Origin of the sequence: Aequorivita sublithincola DSM 14238 (assembly GCF_000265385.1) — a bacterium.
In the GTDB taxonomy this organism is placed as follows: Bacteria; Bacteroidota; Bacteroidia; order Flavobacteriales; family Flavobacteriaceae; genus Aequorivita; species Aequorivita sublithincola.
The window spans coordinates 1898551-1914290 of sequence record NC_018013.1 but is presented as its reverse complement, the minus strand read 5'-3'; the positions used below and the strand labels follow the sequence as shown (position 1 = coordinate 1914290).

Genomic DNA, 15740 nt, shown 5'->3' with positions numbered 1-15740 from the left:
TTAGTTATTTCTTTCTTGAATTTTATTTCGGAAGGAAGAAAGCATTTTCGTTAATTCCGAAAGGTACATTCGATTGTTTTCATTTTCTTCAGCTGAAATATAATCTCTTCTATATGCTTTTGAACTACAAGAAACGCATTCATTTGAGCTATAAATTACATAATGGATATGTTTGATAAATTGCGGATCACTTCTGGGATATTCTTCTGAAATATTTAAAGCAATGGAATCTGCGGCTCTTCTAAATTGTGAAGAAAGCGCATATAATTCGTGTTTAGGAAATTTCATTACTAAGGTATTGACCAATTCGCCAAAATCCGTTGCTTTTTGATAAACATTTAAATCTTCGAGTTTAAAATGATAATTGCTTTTCATACTAATTCCTAATTCCTATTGCCAAATACCTCAATATCACATATGCTTAACCTCATCCGGCAAATCATAAAAGGTGGGATGGCGATATACTTTGTCTTGTGCTGGCTCAAACATTTCACCATTTTCTGAAGGGTTTGAAGCTGTGATATTTATACTTTCAACAACCCAAATGCTTACGCCTTCGTTTCTACGTGTGTAAACATCGCGAGCGTTTTCCATTGCCATTTCTGCATCTGCGGCGTGAAGACTTCCGAAGTGACGATGCTCTAATCCGTTTTTACTTCGGACAAATATTTCCCAAAGGGGCCAGTTTTTTTTCATAATTTTATGTGTTAGAGATAAGACCGCTTCGCTATAAGACATAGGACGTAAGACTAAATTATTTGTCTTACGTCTTACGTCCTTTCGTCTTAAGTCATTTTTTTAACTTGCTTTCGCTACTTTTCGTTTTTCGTTCTTTTCAGCATGCTCCATCGCTGCGTCACGAATCCATTCGCCATTATTCCATGCATTTACTCTGGCACTCATTCTTTCTTTATTGCACGGACCGTGACCTTTTACTACTTGCCAGAATTCGTCCCAATTTATTTCACCAAAATCGTAACTACCCGTTTCTTCATTAAACTTTAGATCTAGATCTGGAACCGTGATTCCCAAAAGATCTGCTTGCGGCACTGTTTGATCTATAAATTGTTGGCGCAATTCGTCATTACTTTTTCGTTTCAGTTTCCATTTCATGGATTGTTCTGTGTGAATAGATTCAGCATCAGTTGGGCCGAGCATCATTAAACTTGGCCACCACCAGCGGTTTAGTGCGTCTTGCGCCATTGCTTTTTGTTCTTCGGAACCACGACAAAGGGTTAGCATAATTTCATATCCCTGACGCTGGTGGAAACTTTCTTCTTTACAAACACGAACCATTGCCCTAGCATAAGGGCCAAAAGATGTGTTGCAAAGAGGAACTTGATTAATAATCGCAGCACCGTCAACCAACCAGCCAATGGCTCCCATATCTGCCCAAGTAACTGTAGGGTAGTTAAAAATTGACGAGTATTTTGCTTTTCCGCTGTGAAGCTGTTCATAAAGCTCGTCTCTTGAAATTCCAAGGGTTTCGCAAGCAGAATATAAATATAATCCGTGTCCAGCTTCATCTTGAACTTTTGCTAATAATGCAGCTTTTCTTCTTAGAGAAGGAGCGCGGGTAATCCAGTTTCCTTCGGGAAGCATCCCGATAATTTCAGAATGGGCGTGCTGGCTCATTTGCCTAATATGTGTTTGCCTATATTTTTCTGGCATCCAATCTTTCGGCTCTATTTTTTCATCGCGCGCAATGCGGGCTTCAAAAATTTCTTCTAGGTTTTTTACTTCTTTCTCGCTCATAATTCTATTTTTTTTAATACCTATAAGGAGCCTCTAAAATAGCGAGGAGTACCTTGCAGGAAATTTCATCATACATCAAAATCTACTTTCACTTTATCTGAAGTTGGAACTGCTTGGCAACTTAACACCAAATTTTGCCCAACTTCTTTATCGCTTAATGCGTAATTAATTTTCATTTCTACACTACCATCTATTACTTCGCACTTGCAGGTGCTACAAACGCCACCTTTACAGGCGAAAGGTAAATCTGCGCCGGCATTTAAGGCAGCATCGAGTATGTTGTCAAAATCCTTTGTCATTGTAAATTGGAATTCTTTTCCACCATCCACAATAGTTACTTCTACGCCTTCTACATTTTGCTGCGCCAAGCGCTCTGTGCGTTTTTTATCTTCCTCAGTTAATCCTGTTACGAATAATTCAAAATGAATTAAATCTTTCGGCAAACCCGCTTCAACCAAATAATTGCTCACATAATGTACCATTTCTTCGGGACCGCACAAAAATACTTCACTCGTATCTGGAATATCTATGAAATTACTGGTTAGTACTTTCATTTTTTCATCGTCAAAACGACCGTTGAGGAGGGCTATGTCTCGGCGTTCCTTGGTCAAAAAATAATAAATTTCTAGTCTTCCGAAGTATTGGTTTCGCAATTGTTCCAAAGCTTCTTTAAAGATAATGGATTTGGCCGTTCTATTTGCATAAAACAGTTTGCAAGTTGAATTCGGCTCTAACGCCAAGTGTGTTTTAATCATTGAAAGTACCGGGGTAATTCCACTTCCTGCGGCAAAAAATAAATAGTTTTTTGCTTTGTCTGGATTAACTTCAACACCAAACATTCCGCTAGGTTCCATAATTTCTAGGGTATCACCAGACTTCAATGTAGAGTTTACAAAAGTTGAAAAAGCACCTCCCGGAATTGTTTTTACCGCAACTTGCCATTGTTTATCAACAGGGCTGGAACACAAACTGTAGGAACGGCGGGTATCTTCGCCATTTATATCGGCTTTCAAAGTTAAATGTTGACCTTGGCGGAAGTGAAATTCTTCCGATAGATTCTCTGGCACATCGAAGGTGATTACTGAGCAATCGTCAGTTTCCTTATAAACGTCCTTTACTTTTATTTTATGAAATTTCGCCACGTATATTTTTCGAATTAGGTTAACAAAACTAACGCTTGTTAGTTAGAATTGCAAATTATTAAGAATGTCTTAGTAGATTTTTCGCTGAATATCAAACAATTCCATTTATCAAAACAGAAATCATATCTTTTTTAAGAATATTCACATCTAATTTTCCACGTTTTTGATACCACAAATATAAAGTTCTTAACGTGGAAAGTATTGAAAAGAGAATGACTTCGGGATGGTGAGGTTTCAGTTCTCCGGTATCAATTCCTTGTTTTATAATCTTTCTAAAATTCTGCTCATAATCTTCCCGCATCATTACGAAAGCGTTTAAATCTAATTCCTCCAAATGCATCCAATCGTTGTTCAAAGCTGCTAGAGCTTCTGAATGATTCACAGTAATATCTATATGAAGTTCGATTACTTTTTCAATTTTTTTTATTGCTGAACTATTTTCAGCGACCACACATTCCATACCAACGGTAAACTCTTCGGCAACTTTCAAAATGATTTCCGAAAGTATTTCTTGCTTACTTTTTATATGGTTGTAAAGACTCGCAGCCTTTATATCCATTGCTGCAGCAATGTCGCGCATAGATATAGCTTTATATCCTTTTTCATAAAAAAGACGCGCCGCGGTTACTATTATTTCTTCTTTCCTATTGAGTTGTTCCATAAACCTTTGCAATTTACAAAAAATAGAGCTTGCAGGTCTTGGAAACCTTAAAGGTCTGGTCTACTTTTGAAGCATGGAAAGCAAGATTGAAACCAACGAACTTTTGGATCGGTTACCACCGCATTTAAAACAATATATAAAACCACAGGATTATGAGCAATATACGCCCATAAACCAAGCGGTTTGGCGGTATGTAATGCGAAAAAATGTAGATTATTTAGCGAAAGTTGCCCACGAAAGTTATTTGGGAGGTCTAAGAAAAACCGGTATTTCCATAGATGAAATCCCTTCAATGTATGGAATGAACCGTATTCTGAAGGAAATAGGCTGGGCCGCAGTTGCTGTTGATGGATTTATTCCGCCGAATGCTTTTATGGAATTTCAAGCCTATAAAGTGCTCGTGATTGCGAGCGATATTCGCCAACTTGAAAATATAGAATACACGCCAGCACCCGATATTATTCACGAGGGAGCAGGTCACGCTCCAATTATTGCAAGCCCAGATTATGCTGAATATTTACGTCGTTTTGGCGAAGTAGGTGCCAAAGCCATTTCTAGCGCCCACGATATTGATATGTACGAAGCCGTTCGCGAACTATCTATTTTGAAAGAAGCCGAAGGTATTTCGCAGGAATTGATAAACGCTGCCCAAGCCAGGGTTGAAGAACTTCAACATAAAAAGGTAAAACCTTCTGAAATTTCTTTAATTCGAAACCTTCATTGGTGGACAGTTGAATACGGAATGGTGGGAACGGTTGAAGATCCAAAGATTTATGGTGCGGGATTGCTTTCTTCCATTGGTGAAAGCGTTTGGTGTATGAAAGATGAAGTGAAGAAAATCCCTTATTCTATTGATGCGGCTTACCAAGATTTCGATATTACAAAACCACAGCCTCAACTTTATGTTACGCCAGACTTTGCTTATTTACAAGAAGTTTTAGAAGAATTCGCTAATACAATGGCTGTCCGCAAAGGCGGTTGGCGTGGGTTGAAAAAATTGATAAAATCAAAACAACTTGGTACTGTTGAAATTAGCACCGGACTTCAGATTAGCGGACATTTTAGTCGAATGATTATGAATGAAGATAACGAAGTTGTCTATTTTGAAACCAAAGGTGAAACAGCACTTAGTTACCGTGAAAAAGAAGTGATTGGTCACGGAATAAGTCGTCATAAAAATGGTTTTCGTTCGCCTCTAGGAAAGTTGAAGGGTATAAATCTCTCCATTGAAAATATGGGCCCGCGCGATTTGCAAGCCTATAATTTTTACGATGGAAAACCAATTTCTTTTGAGTTTGAAAGTGGAATAATTGTACAAGGATTGAACGTTACAGGAATTCGAAATTTGCGAGGTGAATTAATGTTGATTCAATTTACAGATTGTACCGTGCAATATAAAAACGAAATATTATTTTCCCCAGAAATGGGCGATTTTGATATGGCTGTTGGCAAGGAAATTTTGTCTGCATTTGCAGGTGCGGCAGATTATCATTCGTTTGATTTGGCGAATCACAATCCCAATAGTGAAACCATCCGCACGAAACTTTCCGCTACGGAAATAGCGTTGAACTTACTTTATAAAGAAGTTCGTTCCACCCGTAATTCCAAAGAATTAAATTCAAAAAAACTTCAGCAAATTTTTAAAACTGTAAAAGAAAACCATTCAGCAGATTGGCTACTGCCGTTGGAAATTTTTGAGTTGGTTGCAAAAACGAATTCAAATTTTTCTGAAGAAGTTTTAAAACATCTTTTACATTTGACGGAAAAGCGGCCAAAAGTAGCGCATTTAATTGAAGGTGGGTTGTCGTTACTTGGCACTTCGGCTTCGCTTAGTGACCAGAACTAATTATTAATTAAAAAAATGCTGAGAAAAGCACTTGGACTGCGCTCAGTATAACAATATAAAAATTATTAGATGGGATTATTAGATTTTTTATTCGGAAACAAAGCAAAGAAAATTGAAGATTTTAAAAGCCGTGGCGCTATTATTATAGATGTTCGCAGTAAGGGAGAATATGACGGCGGAGCCATTCCTGGTTCAAAAAATATACCGCTTCAAAGTATTTCTTCAAAAATGAATGATATAAAGAAATGGAACAAACCAATCATTACTTGTTGCGCCAGCGGAATGCGCAGTGCGAGTGCTGCTGGGATTTTAAAAAGTAATGGCGTGGAAGCGATGAATGGTGGCGGCTGGTTTAGTTTGAGTAAAAAACTATAATTTCAGTTTCTTAAAATCTTTTTCTTCTTCAATTGGGTTTCCATTATATTTAAGCGTCCAACCCATAGAATTGGTGAGAATGAATATTTTCTGAAGCTCAGAAATGAGCCTATTTTGGGCATTTGTTCGAAGTTGAGATGCCTCTATTTTTTTTCGAAGTGATTTTTCAACACGTTGTTTTATTTTGTTGTAATCTGACGCCGTAAACTGATTTAAATAATCTTGCGTAACATCATAATACTCAATATTCGGATTTATAGAAAGTTCAGGTTCGGGGATGTTTGTTATGGTGACAGTTTTTGTGACTTCGTCAATATTTGTAGTTACTTGACTCAAATCATAAGCTATGCTTGCTTTTGCATTTACCACAATCAACGCTTTTTTTCGAGCATCAAAAAGACCGTACATTAAATCTTTACTATCATTATAACTGAAAACTTGTGCGTAGCTACCTTCAGTAACAATCAATTTTCCTACATTTTTTAACTCCTTTTGGATTAAAGCTGTGTTGGCTTCTAATTGTTCACGAGTGTCTTTGCGGTCTTCACAATAACGCAAACCGAAAACGATTACAAAGGCAATTACAATTCCGAGGAAAATATTTCTCATAAAAAAGATTTAAGACCGCTGCGCTAAAAGACGTAAGATATAAGACTATCACAATTGCAAAGGGATAGTTCAAAAATAAACATTAATTTAGAATGACGGAAAATTTAGTGAGATTGCTTCGCTCAGCTCGCAAGGACATTTACAAATCATATTTCACAACAAACATTACAATGCGCGGCATTACAAAGTATTGTGAAGTGGTGCTATACTGCTCATTAAAACTGTCATTGTTTATGGATTCGGTATTCAAAATATTAGTGGCTTGAACTGAAAATTCCCACGGACTTTCGCCTTGTTTATAGTATAAATTTGCGTTGAAGAAGGAATAATCATTTTTAACCGTTTTAAGATTATTGGCATAATTGTAATAATCCCACTCTGCAAAAAGATTGAAATCCTTCAAAAAACGAAGGTTCACATTTGCATACGGACGGTTTGTGAAAAAAACCTGTTTTGATCCACCATTGTCGTAATCATTTTTAACGAAACGATAACCAACTTCAAAATTTGGGAAGGTTTTGAAATTGCTTAAAATACTGGCATTGTAATTTTGCGTAAGACTTTGGCTTTCGCGAATTTCTTCGTTAATTGTATTGTTCGTTTTGGTTAAAATAACTGCCGCGTCAATTTTAAACTGAACTTTTTTTATGGTTTTACTAAACCTTCCAATTGCCGAAAATGTTTCATCTGGAAAGTTGCTGTCATAATTTATTGGGCTGCTCACTAAATTAATTCCCACCAATTCAGCATTGGATTTTATAGCATCAATCTGTCTGGTATAGCTCAAATTTCCACCAATATTGGTATAGTTGAAAAGATTAAAGCTGAAATAAGTCAAACTATAACTTTGCGAAAGTGAATTCTCTAAATTTCTATTTCCTCGATATAAATTATTGTAGTTGTTGAAAACAAAAGCTTGAGCGTAATTATTGATGTCTGTATATTCTGAAGTGATGGCATAATTAAACCTAATATTTTCGCTCTTTTTCAACTCAACAATAACGTTTACGTCTGGTAAAATCATCCAATCATTCTGCGTTACGGTACTTCCGAGTTGCTCGTTTTTAAGGTTGTAATTATGAAGTGTAACACCTGGCGTGAAAATGAATTTTCCTTTTTTTACTTTATAATGAAGTCCAAAAAAAGCGTCTGTAAAAGCATAAGATACATCATTGACCAACGGAAAAGTTTCGCCTTCTATTTCTTGTGAAGAATTGAAATCTAATCGATCAGAATTATCCAAAAGCTGAAAAATATTACTGTTGAATTTTTGATTGCTATACGTTGTTCCTATTGTAAAATTAAGATTGCTTGTATTATTCAACACATAATAATAATCTACTTTAGCGTCAATTTTGCTGGTTTTAATTTTCTTTTCTTGGTTGATATTGTACCTGTTTTGTGGCACATCTAACGGTAAAATGTCTGGAAACGGAAGTAAATCTGTAATGGCTTTGTAAAACGGATCTTCATCTTGATACAAATGTTGAATTTGTGCAGCAAAGATATTTTTGTCGTTTAAAGTGTAATAAACACTGGCATTTTGATTAATACTGAAGGGTTTGTTTTCCTTAACTTCTTCAATATTATTGTCGAAATTAGCGAACTGTGAAAGCGTATTGTCGTCCTCAGACTGTTTTGAAGTTTTTATGATAGCGTCATAATCAAGTTGAAAGTTGGAATTTGGCTTATAGGTGCTGCTTAATTTCAACATCCCGAGTTGACTTCGTTGGGCGTTTTCGGCATTTGTGTTTTCTGTGATTCCCGTTAAAGTATATTGACGGATACTGTTTTTTACAAAATTTGATTTATTGTCGCTCAAAATTCCGAAACCACTAATGTCCAGCTTTTTATTTACGGAATAACCGAAGTTTCCCGCAATAAATTTGGCATCAATAGCTTTTGCCTTATCGTTTTGTGAAACCGCAAAACCGAGGTCACTGTCGCTAATTCTAAAATTGGTTCCACCTCCTTTATTGAAATTTTTAAAACCTCCCGTAAAGTTGAAATAATCACGAAACGTAAAAGGTACTTCGCCAATATTGTTGAAATCGGTAATTATGTTTATACTGTATTTTGGACTGTAGTAAAATAGTTTTGGATGCACTAAATATCTGCCGTTTTCTTCACCATATTCATCTGCAATTCCTGCTCCAGCGGTAACCTCTCCAAACCAGAAATTCTTCTTTCCTTCTTTTAATTTGATGTTTATTGCAACGTTATCTCGGTCATTTCCTAAACCCCGCATTTGGTCCACATCATTGTAATTTCTTAAAACCTCTACTTTATCAACAGCATCTGCGGGAATGTTTTTGGTGGCGAGCTTGCTGTCGCCGTCGAAGAAATCTTTTCCTTCAACCATAACTTTCGTTACGGTTTTGCCTTCCACTTGTATTTCACCATCAGCGTTTACTTCAACTCCTGGAAGCTTTTTCATTACGTCGCCCAGTTTGCGTTCGTCACCGTTTGTGAAACTGTCTGCGTTGTAAATTATAGTATCGCCTTTTACGGTTACGGGCATTTCATATACAATTTCCACATCGTCCAGCTGGTTTTCTTGCGGATTTAAGATGAAATCCAAATCAACATTTTCTGAATCTGAAGAAACATTTACGGTTTGTTCTTTGTTTTCATACCCTAAAAAACTCGCTCTTAAAAGGTATGTTTCTCCTTTTGGAAGATCTAGTTGATAGCGACCTTGATAATTGGTAATTCCATAAGACTCCGTTGCGCCGGTTGCTTTAATGCTGGCTATAACATTGGCAAATTCCAGCGGATTGCCGATGCTGTCTTTTATGGTTCCTTTTACCTTTATGCTTTGAGCGGAAAGGGAAAGTGAGAAAACACAAATTAATAAAAAGACTAATTTATTCATTGAAATTTTAATCAATTTTTAGGGGAAAGGACTTTTTAACCACAGAGTTCGCAGAGGTTTTCACAGTGTTCACAAAGCTTGACTTCTAATTAAAATCCACCCCCACGACGTCCATTGCCGCCACTATTCTTAAAATTATCTCGCAATTCGTCCGTTTTTTCTTTTACGATTTTTACGTATTCTTCGCGAGTAACTTTTTTACCTTTTGTAGGCGCTTCTATTTTTTCAGATTCTTTTGGATTCATTACAATTTTTGAGCAAAGCAATGTAGTTCTGTAAACGTTCAATTCCAAAATTAGGCCTGGAAGACCAGTAAATTCACCCGGACCATTGCTAACTGGGATTTGCGGAGTGAACCACGCCGTAACCTCAACTTCCTCTGGAATTTCAATATTATCCATTGGGTCTTGGGATTGGGTGGAGTCGCTTTTTACTTCAGCATTTTCTTTTTCATCTTTCTTTTTTGGACGCGCCATACTATAATCGCTTGGATCTACTTTCTTTATTGCCGTGGCTTTAAAAGCGATGTATTGTCCGATGGTTTTAGACTCTTTTGTTATTTGCCAATCTAAGGTTTTAATGGAATCTGTTACCAAAAACTGTTTTCCGAAGAATTCATTTTCTTCAACAATTTGATTTGTTTTTAAATTTTTATATTGCGCTCCGGGCGAATAGCTGCTCATCATCATTTTAAGACCCGGATTCATTGGCGTGGCGTCAAGTTTTTCCTGTTCTTTATAAATGGATTCTTCTTTATTGAAAGTGAGGATGTAGGTTTTCTCCAAGGCGCTTTTCATCATTTGGGAAATCATTTTTTTCATCTCCTCGGTCATTTCTCTCCCGCCGTCCATGGCGTCAAGATCTACAGTAGTTTTGGATTCATAAAAAGCTTGTCCGCTAATGTTTTGGGCGTTTATTCCGAAGGTGAAAAGAAGTGCAAAAATTAAAAGATATTTTTTCATAAGATTTTTTGATAGTTGAAGTCAAAATTAAAATAATTTGACCAAAATGTTTAAAACTAGTTTAATTTGTTTGAACAAAAATACGTGTTATCATTAAGACGAACTAAGTTATAATCTGTTACATTAATTTTCGTTAAAGAGTATGTTCACATTTCGTAACTTGCCAACTTTATGAAACAACTTTTCCTACTTTTTCTATTTATTTGCCAATTGGGCATTGCGCAAAGTCTCACTCCCGTTAGTAAGACGTCTCTTGTTGCTGACCGTTTTATAGGTCTTGACAATTATAAAAACACGTATTTCATTAAAGATCGCGTTATAATCAAACAAGGTCCCGACGGTAATTTTCGTTTTAACGATTTGCAATTGGGGCGAATTACTTCCGTAGATATTATAAATCCGTTAAAAGTGGTTGTGTTTTTTCAGGATACCAATACCGTGGTTTTGTTGGACAATAAGCTGAGTGAAATTCAACGCATCAATTTTAATAATCTGCCTCAGTTTTTAAATGTGAGTACAGCAACAAATGCGGGAAGCAATAGCTTGTGGCTTTTTAATGTAGACGCACAGCAACTTGAAATGTATAATTACGGTTCTAAGTTGCAAACCGTGGTTTCACAACCCTTTCCGGGGAAATTGATTTCACAAGCGAGCAACTTTAATTATTGTTTCACTTTAACCGAAAAGAAATTGCGCGCTTTCAACATTTACGGAAGCATTCTAAATGAATCGGCTTCGGAAGATTATGATAAAATAGTTCAGCAAAACGAGAATTTAGTGGCTTTGAAGGATGATTCGCTTTATTACATTCCAGATTTTGCTAAGCGGAATGAAGGCCTTTCACACCAAACCGTAAAACTGACTTTGTCCGAAATAAAAATTAAAGATTTGCAGCTTACCAATGATTTCCTGTATATTTATGACGGCGAAATTTTGCACACTTTTAAACTAACCATCCCAATTAAAGAATAGCTATGCACGTTGCAATTGCAGGAAACATAGGTTCCGGAAAAACCACACTTACCCGTCTGTTATCAAAACATTACAAATGGCAAGCCCATTATGAAGATGTGGAAGACAATCCATATTTAGACGATTTTTACAACCAAATGGAACGTTGGTCTTTCAACCTTCAGATTTACTTTTTGAACAGTCGTTTTCGTCAAATTCTTGAAATTCGCGAAAAGGAGAAAAGTGTAATTCAGGATAGAACCATTTACGAAGACGCATATATTTTTGCGCCAAACCTACACGCGATGGGCCTTATGACCAACCGTGATTTTGAAAACTACCGTTCGCTTTTTGAACTTATGGAAAGCGTTACAGAAGGTCCCGATTTGCTGATTTATTTACGAAGCAGCATTCCAAACCTAGTAAACCAAATACACAAGCGCGGTCGTGAGTACGAAAACTCTATAAGCATCGATTACCTAAGCCGTCTTAACGAACGTTACGAAGCTTGGATTCACGGTTACGATAAAGGAAACCTCATCATTCTAGATGTAGATAATCTCGATTTTGTTGATGATCCGGAGCATTTGGGCGAAGTGATAAACAAGATAGATGCTGAGCTTCATGGATTATTTTAGCCCACTAAAAAACTGAAAGTCAATCTCCATTTCGTATAAATACATATCTTGCCTATCGAATCATTTTATCTTAATTTAAACCACAGTTGATGAGAATTTTAAACTTATTTTTATTTGTTACACTTATTTCCATAACAATTTCCTGTTCCAAAAAAGATGACAATCCAGAACCGGTAATCAGCATTAATGCCACATGGAAAGCATCAGCTATAGATTATAAAATAAACCAAACTTTTAATGGTCCAGGACAGACCGTAATTAAGAATTATAACGGGATTACAAGTGACGTTACTTACACCATGAGTTTTTCTGAAAACCCTAATAGAGTAATAACTAATGGAGGTTATGATATTGAATTGGCAACTTTTGGTGGCCAAACCATTATTCAAAATATCATCTTTTTCCCAAATGGTACTTGGTCATTAGCTGGCAACCAACTATCCGTTTCTGATGGTACAGAAATAGAAGTTTTAACAGTTGTAGAATTAACTGCTAATAAATTGGTTCTAAACGGTGTGAAAAATGAGACTTCAACTCAGGGTGATGTTACGTTGAATTCAACTAATAATTTAACCCTAACATTCGCTAAACAATAATATATTATTTAGTTTTTATAATTATGCCTTACCAGCATTGGCAGGGTTTTTTAGGTCTTTTTTAAAGAAACCCGCAAGTTTTGGTTTTTGACATAAGAAACTATTAATAAAACACCTAGTGAAAATCTTATTTATTCAAATTCTCTCTCCATTCTTCCTTGCTGAGCGAGTAGAAATTGTGAAGCGTCCCATCATAGATAAATTCATTTCTTTTAATAAGCCCCACTTTTTTCAAAATAGTATTCGACGCTGTGTGCGCTACATCGGCAATTCCTACAATTTCTTTAAAGTCTAATTCTTTAAAACCGTGATTTAATGAAGCGAATGCTGTTTCGGATGCGTAGCCTTTTCCCCAGTATTTTTTGAGGAAACGGTAACCTAAATCGTAATATTGGGTTCTTTCATTTACAACATCTGTTATCAAACGAAAACCGCTCCAACCAATAAAATCTCCGCTTTCTTTTTCTACAACTGCCCATCGTCCTATTCCGTTATCAATGTATTGTTGCTTTATGGAGGCAATAATTTTTTGGGCTTCTTGCAAGGTTGCGATTGGCTTGTTTCCTAAAAATTTATGTACCTCAGCATCACTATCCATTGCGAACATTCCTTGTGCATCTTCATCCATCATATCGCGCATAAGTAGGCGATCTGTTACTATGTGAATTTTCATTTTCTAAATGGTTTATTTTCTAAAAAGGAAAGGAGACCTTTATATGTATTTCTTAAAGCTTCTCAATAATTAAAGCAGCTAATGCAACAGCCTTAACCTTATTAGCCGCGGCATCATCAGAAATTCTTACATGTAGATGAATCATCGTTCCCTTTGCCAAAAAGGTAAGCTGCGACATTCTTGAGCCCCAAGTAGCCATATCGCCAATGCCATCTACGGTCACTCCATCTTTATAAACCTTTGTTGAAATTCCAAACATTTTTTCATTCGCATTTTCTACTAATACGATGCTTGCTTCAGCTGGATAATTAAGACTTATCTCTTGCCCGGCAACAGTTTTTTTAGTGGTAAATGCAGTTGTCTTCCATTTGTAAAAACAGGTTGGATAGGTTCGTACCACATCTTTTATTTCGGCAAGATCATCAGCTGGTATGCCCAATATTTCCTTTATTTTTTCCTCTGTTACAAACCCACAAGGCGAAGAAGCACTTTCGATTACTTCAGGGGCTGCTTCTTTTTCATTCGTTATCGCTTCGGTTTGGGTGCTTTCTGCTTTAGAAGTTTCAGAATTTCCACAAGCAATTGCAAAAATACACGCGACTATTAATAGTAATGATTTTTTCATAATATTGGATTTAGTTTTATCAAGATTAATTTTTTTAAGTAGTTGAATATTTGAATAGTAGTCAATAAAAATACGAAATGACATTCAATTAGAAACTATCTATTTTCAGAATAAAAAAAGCTTACAAATTCAATGAATGAATTTGTAAGCTACTGTAAAAACTACAATACTAAAGGAAGCAACTAAATCCGCTTCCCAACAATCTCCTGTCCTCCTTGAAACAAAGTCAAGCTCTCCACTGCTCCAGCAGCATTCTTTTTAAAGATAATCTGCGCGGTTACTACTTTCAAATAAAACTCGGTTTCAGACTTTGGAAAAATTGGTGCCATAGGTTGACCCGTAGCTTGGGCATTAAGCTGACTACCTTCTTTGGTTATTGTGAGAATGAATCCGGGTTGCAGTTCATATTTACCAACATAACTTTCCAAAATAGCATCTGGTACGCTTACATCTTTTACCATATCTTCGGTTTCTACGCCCAACTTTTTCAACATTGCAATACCGCTTTCATTTGCTGGATTGAGTTCTACAGATTTTTTATAATTGATAATCGCCAACTCATTCTTCCCTTGCTCCATTAAGGCTTCCCCATAACTGTCATACACATTAGACGATTTTGGAAAAGCTTCCACATTCAGTTTAAAAATTGCTTCTGCTTCATTTATCTTTCCAGCTTGAAGCAAGGTATAACCAATACTATTCATGTCATCTTCTTCAAGAGAATACAGTTTTGAATCTTTATTCTTTTTATAAAACTCAAGTCCTGCATTTAAATCTTTATCTAAAATTTTATTTAAAACTAAATCCGCCAAGGATTGTTTTGGCATATCATAGGTTTTACCTTTTAAAATTGCACTAATTGCTACGTTTATGCTGTAAAGTGGCGCACCTCCTGTGTTGTTCAATAAAACAACCAAGGATTTATCTTCAATTTCACGCGTAATAAGTGTATTAAAACCGTTGATTCCTCCCCCGTGCGTAACTACCTTCACGGTATCTTTTGTATTGCCAATAGGCATTTCGCCAATCATCCAACCATACCCGTAATACTCGCCAAAAGCAGGAATGTATTTTTCAAATAGCATATCCATATATTTCTTCGAAAGTAATTTATCGGTGTATAAAGCCTGATCCCACAAGTACAAATCTTCCACTGTGGAATACAGCGAACCCGCCGCATAAGGTGTAGACATATCTATATAAGGTGAATTTTCAGGAGTACTACCCTTCATTTCATAACCCGTAGCGCGTTTTTTGAGTATTGTATTGTGATGGTCATAACCTGAATCTTTCATTTTTAAAGGATCAAATATTTTCTCCTGCAACACTTCTTCGTAGGTTTTCCCTGTAACTTTTTCAATGATAGCACCCAAGAGTATATAACCCGAATTACTATACGCAAACCTTTCTCCGGGCGTAAATTCCAACGGTAAATCTCCAAACAATGCTAGCATTTCTGTTGGTGAATGCGGATTTTGACTTAAATCTTTAAAGAAATTAGGAAACGAAGTGTAATTAGGCGTTCCCGAAGTATGCGTAAGCAATTGATGAATCGTAATTTTATCGCCATTCACTTTTGAATAATCTGGTAAATATTTTGAAACTGTAGCCTGTAAATCCAACTTTCCTTCGGCTACCAATTGCATTATGAGCATTGAAGTAAATTGTTTGGTAATGCTTCCCAAACGGTGCTTGGTATCTGGCGTATTGGGAATATCCCATTCCATATTTGCCATTCCGAAGCCTTTTTTATAAATAACTTGTCCTTTATCTGCCACGAGCACAGAACCGTTAAACTGGCCGTATTCAGTGTACTTGTTTAACAACTCGTCTAGTTGCGTTGTTTTTGTTTGTGCGTAAGTAACAGCAAAAGTTGCCACAAAAGTAATAACCGCCAAAATAGCGGTTCTGCGAAAAGAGTAATGATTTGGTTTCATGATGTGTTTGATTTTGATTGGTGAATTATTTTTTGATTACAAATAGGACGCAAGAAAATGAACTGTGTTACAGTTAGTCCCAATTTGGTAGTTTA

The 15740-nt window shown here is 36.2% G+C and carries 16 protein-coding genes; 5 read left to right on the top strand and 11 right to left on the bottom strand.

Annotated elements, in window-relative coordinates; translation table 11 throughout:
* From AEQSU_RS08805 to AEQSU_RS08785, 5 genes are all read right to left on the bottom strand, one after another.
* The gene (locus AEQSU_RS08805; protein WP_014782512.1) at nt 1–375 is read right to left on the bottom strand and encodes a four helix bundle protein; all 375 of its coding nucleotides are present in this window, start codon (nt 373–375) and stop codon (nt 1–3) included.
* A 36-nt stretch (nt 376–411) separates the two neighbouring features.
* Nucleotides 412–696, bottom strand: coding sequence for a 1,2-phenylacetyl-CoA epoxidase subunit PaaB (paaB, locus tag AEQSU_RS08800; RefSeq protein ID WP_014782511.1), 285 nt, complete (start codon nt 694–696; stop codon nt 412–414).
* Nucleotides 697–798: 102 nt separating this feature from the next.
* Complete coding sequence (gene paaA, locus AEQSU_RS08795; RefSeq protein WP_014782510.1) at nt 799–1755, bottom strand: 1,2-phenylacetyl-CoA epoxidase subunit PaaA; 957 nt, start codon at nt 1753–1755, stop codon at nt 799–801.
* 68 nt (nt 1756–1823) lie between these two features.
* A complete protein-coding gene (locus AEQSU_RS08790; RefSeq protein ID WP_014782509.1) occupies nt 1824–2897 on the bottom strand; it encodes a 2Fe-2S iron-sulfur cluster-binding protein in 1074 nt (357 codons plus the stop codon).
* Nucleotides 2898–2988: 91 nt separating this feature from the next.
* On the bottom strand, nt 2989–3558 hold the full coding sequence (locus AEQSU_RS08785; protein WP_014782508.1) for a TetR/AcrR family transcriptional regulator: 570 nt from the start codon (nt 3556–3558) through the stop codon (nt 2989–2991).
* 73 nt (nt 3559–3631) lie between these two features.
* On the opposite strand from AEQSU_RS08785, the gene AEQSU_RS08780 reads away from it, so the two are divergent.
* Together AEQSU_RS08780 and AEQSU_RS08775 are read left to right on the top strand one after the other, a co-directional pair.
* Nucleotides 3632–5404 (top strand): aromatic amino acid hydroxylase, encoded by a 1773-nt coding sequence (locus AEQSU_RS08780; protein ID WP_014782507.1) that lies wholly within the window; start codon nt 3632–3634, stop codon nt 5402–5404.
* A 69-nt stretch (nt 5405–5473) separates the two neighbouring features.
* A complete protein-coding gene (locus AEQSU_RS08775; protein WP_014782506.1) occupies nt 5474–5779 on the top strand; it encodes a rhodanese-like domain-containing protein in 306 nt (101 codons plus the stop codon).
* Here AEQSU_RS08775 and AEQSU_RS08770 read toward each other — a convergent pair.
* From AEQSU_RS08770 to AEQSU_RS08760, 3 genes are all read right to left on the bottom strand, one after another.
* Nucleotides 5774–6388 (bottom strand): DUF4230 domain-containing protein, encoded by a 615-nt coding sequence (locus tag AEQSU_RS08770; protein ID WP_014782505.1) that lies wholly within the window; start codon nt 6386–6388, stop codon nt 5774–5776. The two genes, AEQSU_RS08775 and AEQSU_RS08770, sit on opposite strands and share 6 nt — an antisense overlap.
* Nucleotides 6389–6527: 139 nt before the next feature.
* Entirely contained in the window at nt 6528–9263 is a 2736-nt protein-coding gene (locus AEQSU_RS08765) for a TonB-dependent receptor (RefSeq protein WP_014782504.1), read from the bottom strand.
* Between the two features lie 89 nt (nt 9264–9352).
* Entirely contained in the window at nt 9353–10225 is an 873-nt protein-coding gene (locus AEQSU_RS08760) for a GLPGLI family protein (RefSeq protein ID WP_014782503.1), read from the bottom strand.
* Between the two features lie 171 nt (nt 10226–10396).
* Between AEQSU_RS08760 and AEQSU_RS08755 the strand changes: the two genes are divergently transcribed.
* From AEQSU_RS08755 to AEQSU_RS08745, 3 genes are all read left to right on the top strand, one after another.
* Nucleotides 10397–11197: a hypothetical protein gene (locus tag AEQSU_RS08755; RefSeq protein ID WP_014782502.1), complete on the top strand. Its 801-nt coding sequence runs from the start codon at nt 10397–10399 to the stop codon at nt 11195–11197.
* A 2-nt stretch (nt 11198–11199) separates the two neighbouring features.
* A complete protein-coding gene (locus tag AEQSU_RS08750; RefSeq protein ID WP_014782501.1) occupies nt 11200–11814 on the top strand; it encodes a deoxynucleoside kinase in 615 nt (204 codons plus the stop codon).
* Between the two features lie 89 nt (nt 11815–11903).
* Nucleotides 11904–12410, top strand: coding sequence for a lipocalin family protein (locus tag AEQSU_RS08745; RefSeq protein WP_014782500.1), 507 nt, complete (start codon nt 11904–11906; stop codon nt 12408–12410).
* A 127-nt stretch (nt 12411–12537) separates the two neighbouring features.
* Here AEQSU_RS08745 and AEQSU_RS08740 read toward each other — a convergent pair whose 3' ends face one another.
* The 3 genes from AEQSU_RS08740 to AEQSU_RS08730 form a co-directional block, all read right to left on the bottom strand.
* Entirely contained in the window at nt 12538–13083 is a 546-nt protein-coding gene (locus AEQSU_RS08740; RefSeq protein WP_014782499.1) for a GNAT family N-acetyltransferase, read from the bottom strand.
* A gap of 52 nt (nt 13084–13135) precedes the next feature.
* A complete protein-coding gene (locus AEQSU_RS08735) occupies nt 13136–13708 on the bottom strand; it encodes a hypothetical protein (RefSeq protein ID WP_157429266.1) in 573 nt (190 codons plus the stop codon).
* 182 nt (nt 13709–13890) lie between these two features.
* Nucleotides 13891–15645: a serine hydrolase gene (locus AEQSU_RS08730; protein WP_014782497.1), complete on the bottom strand. Its 1755-nt coding sequence runs from the start codon at nt 15643–15645 to the stop codon at nt 13891–13893.
* Nucleotides 15646–15740: the final 95 nt, after the last annotated feature.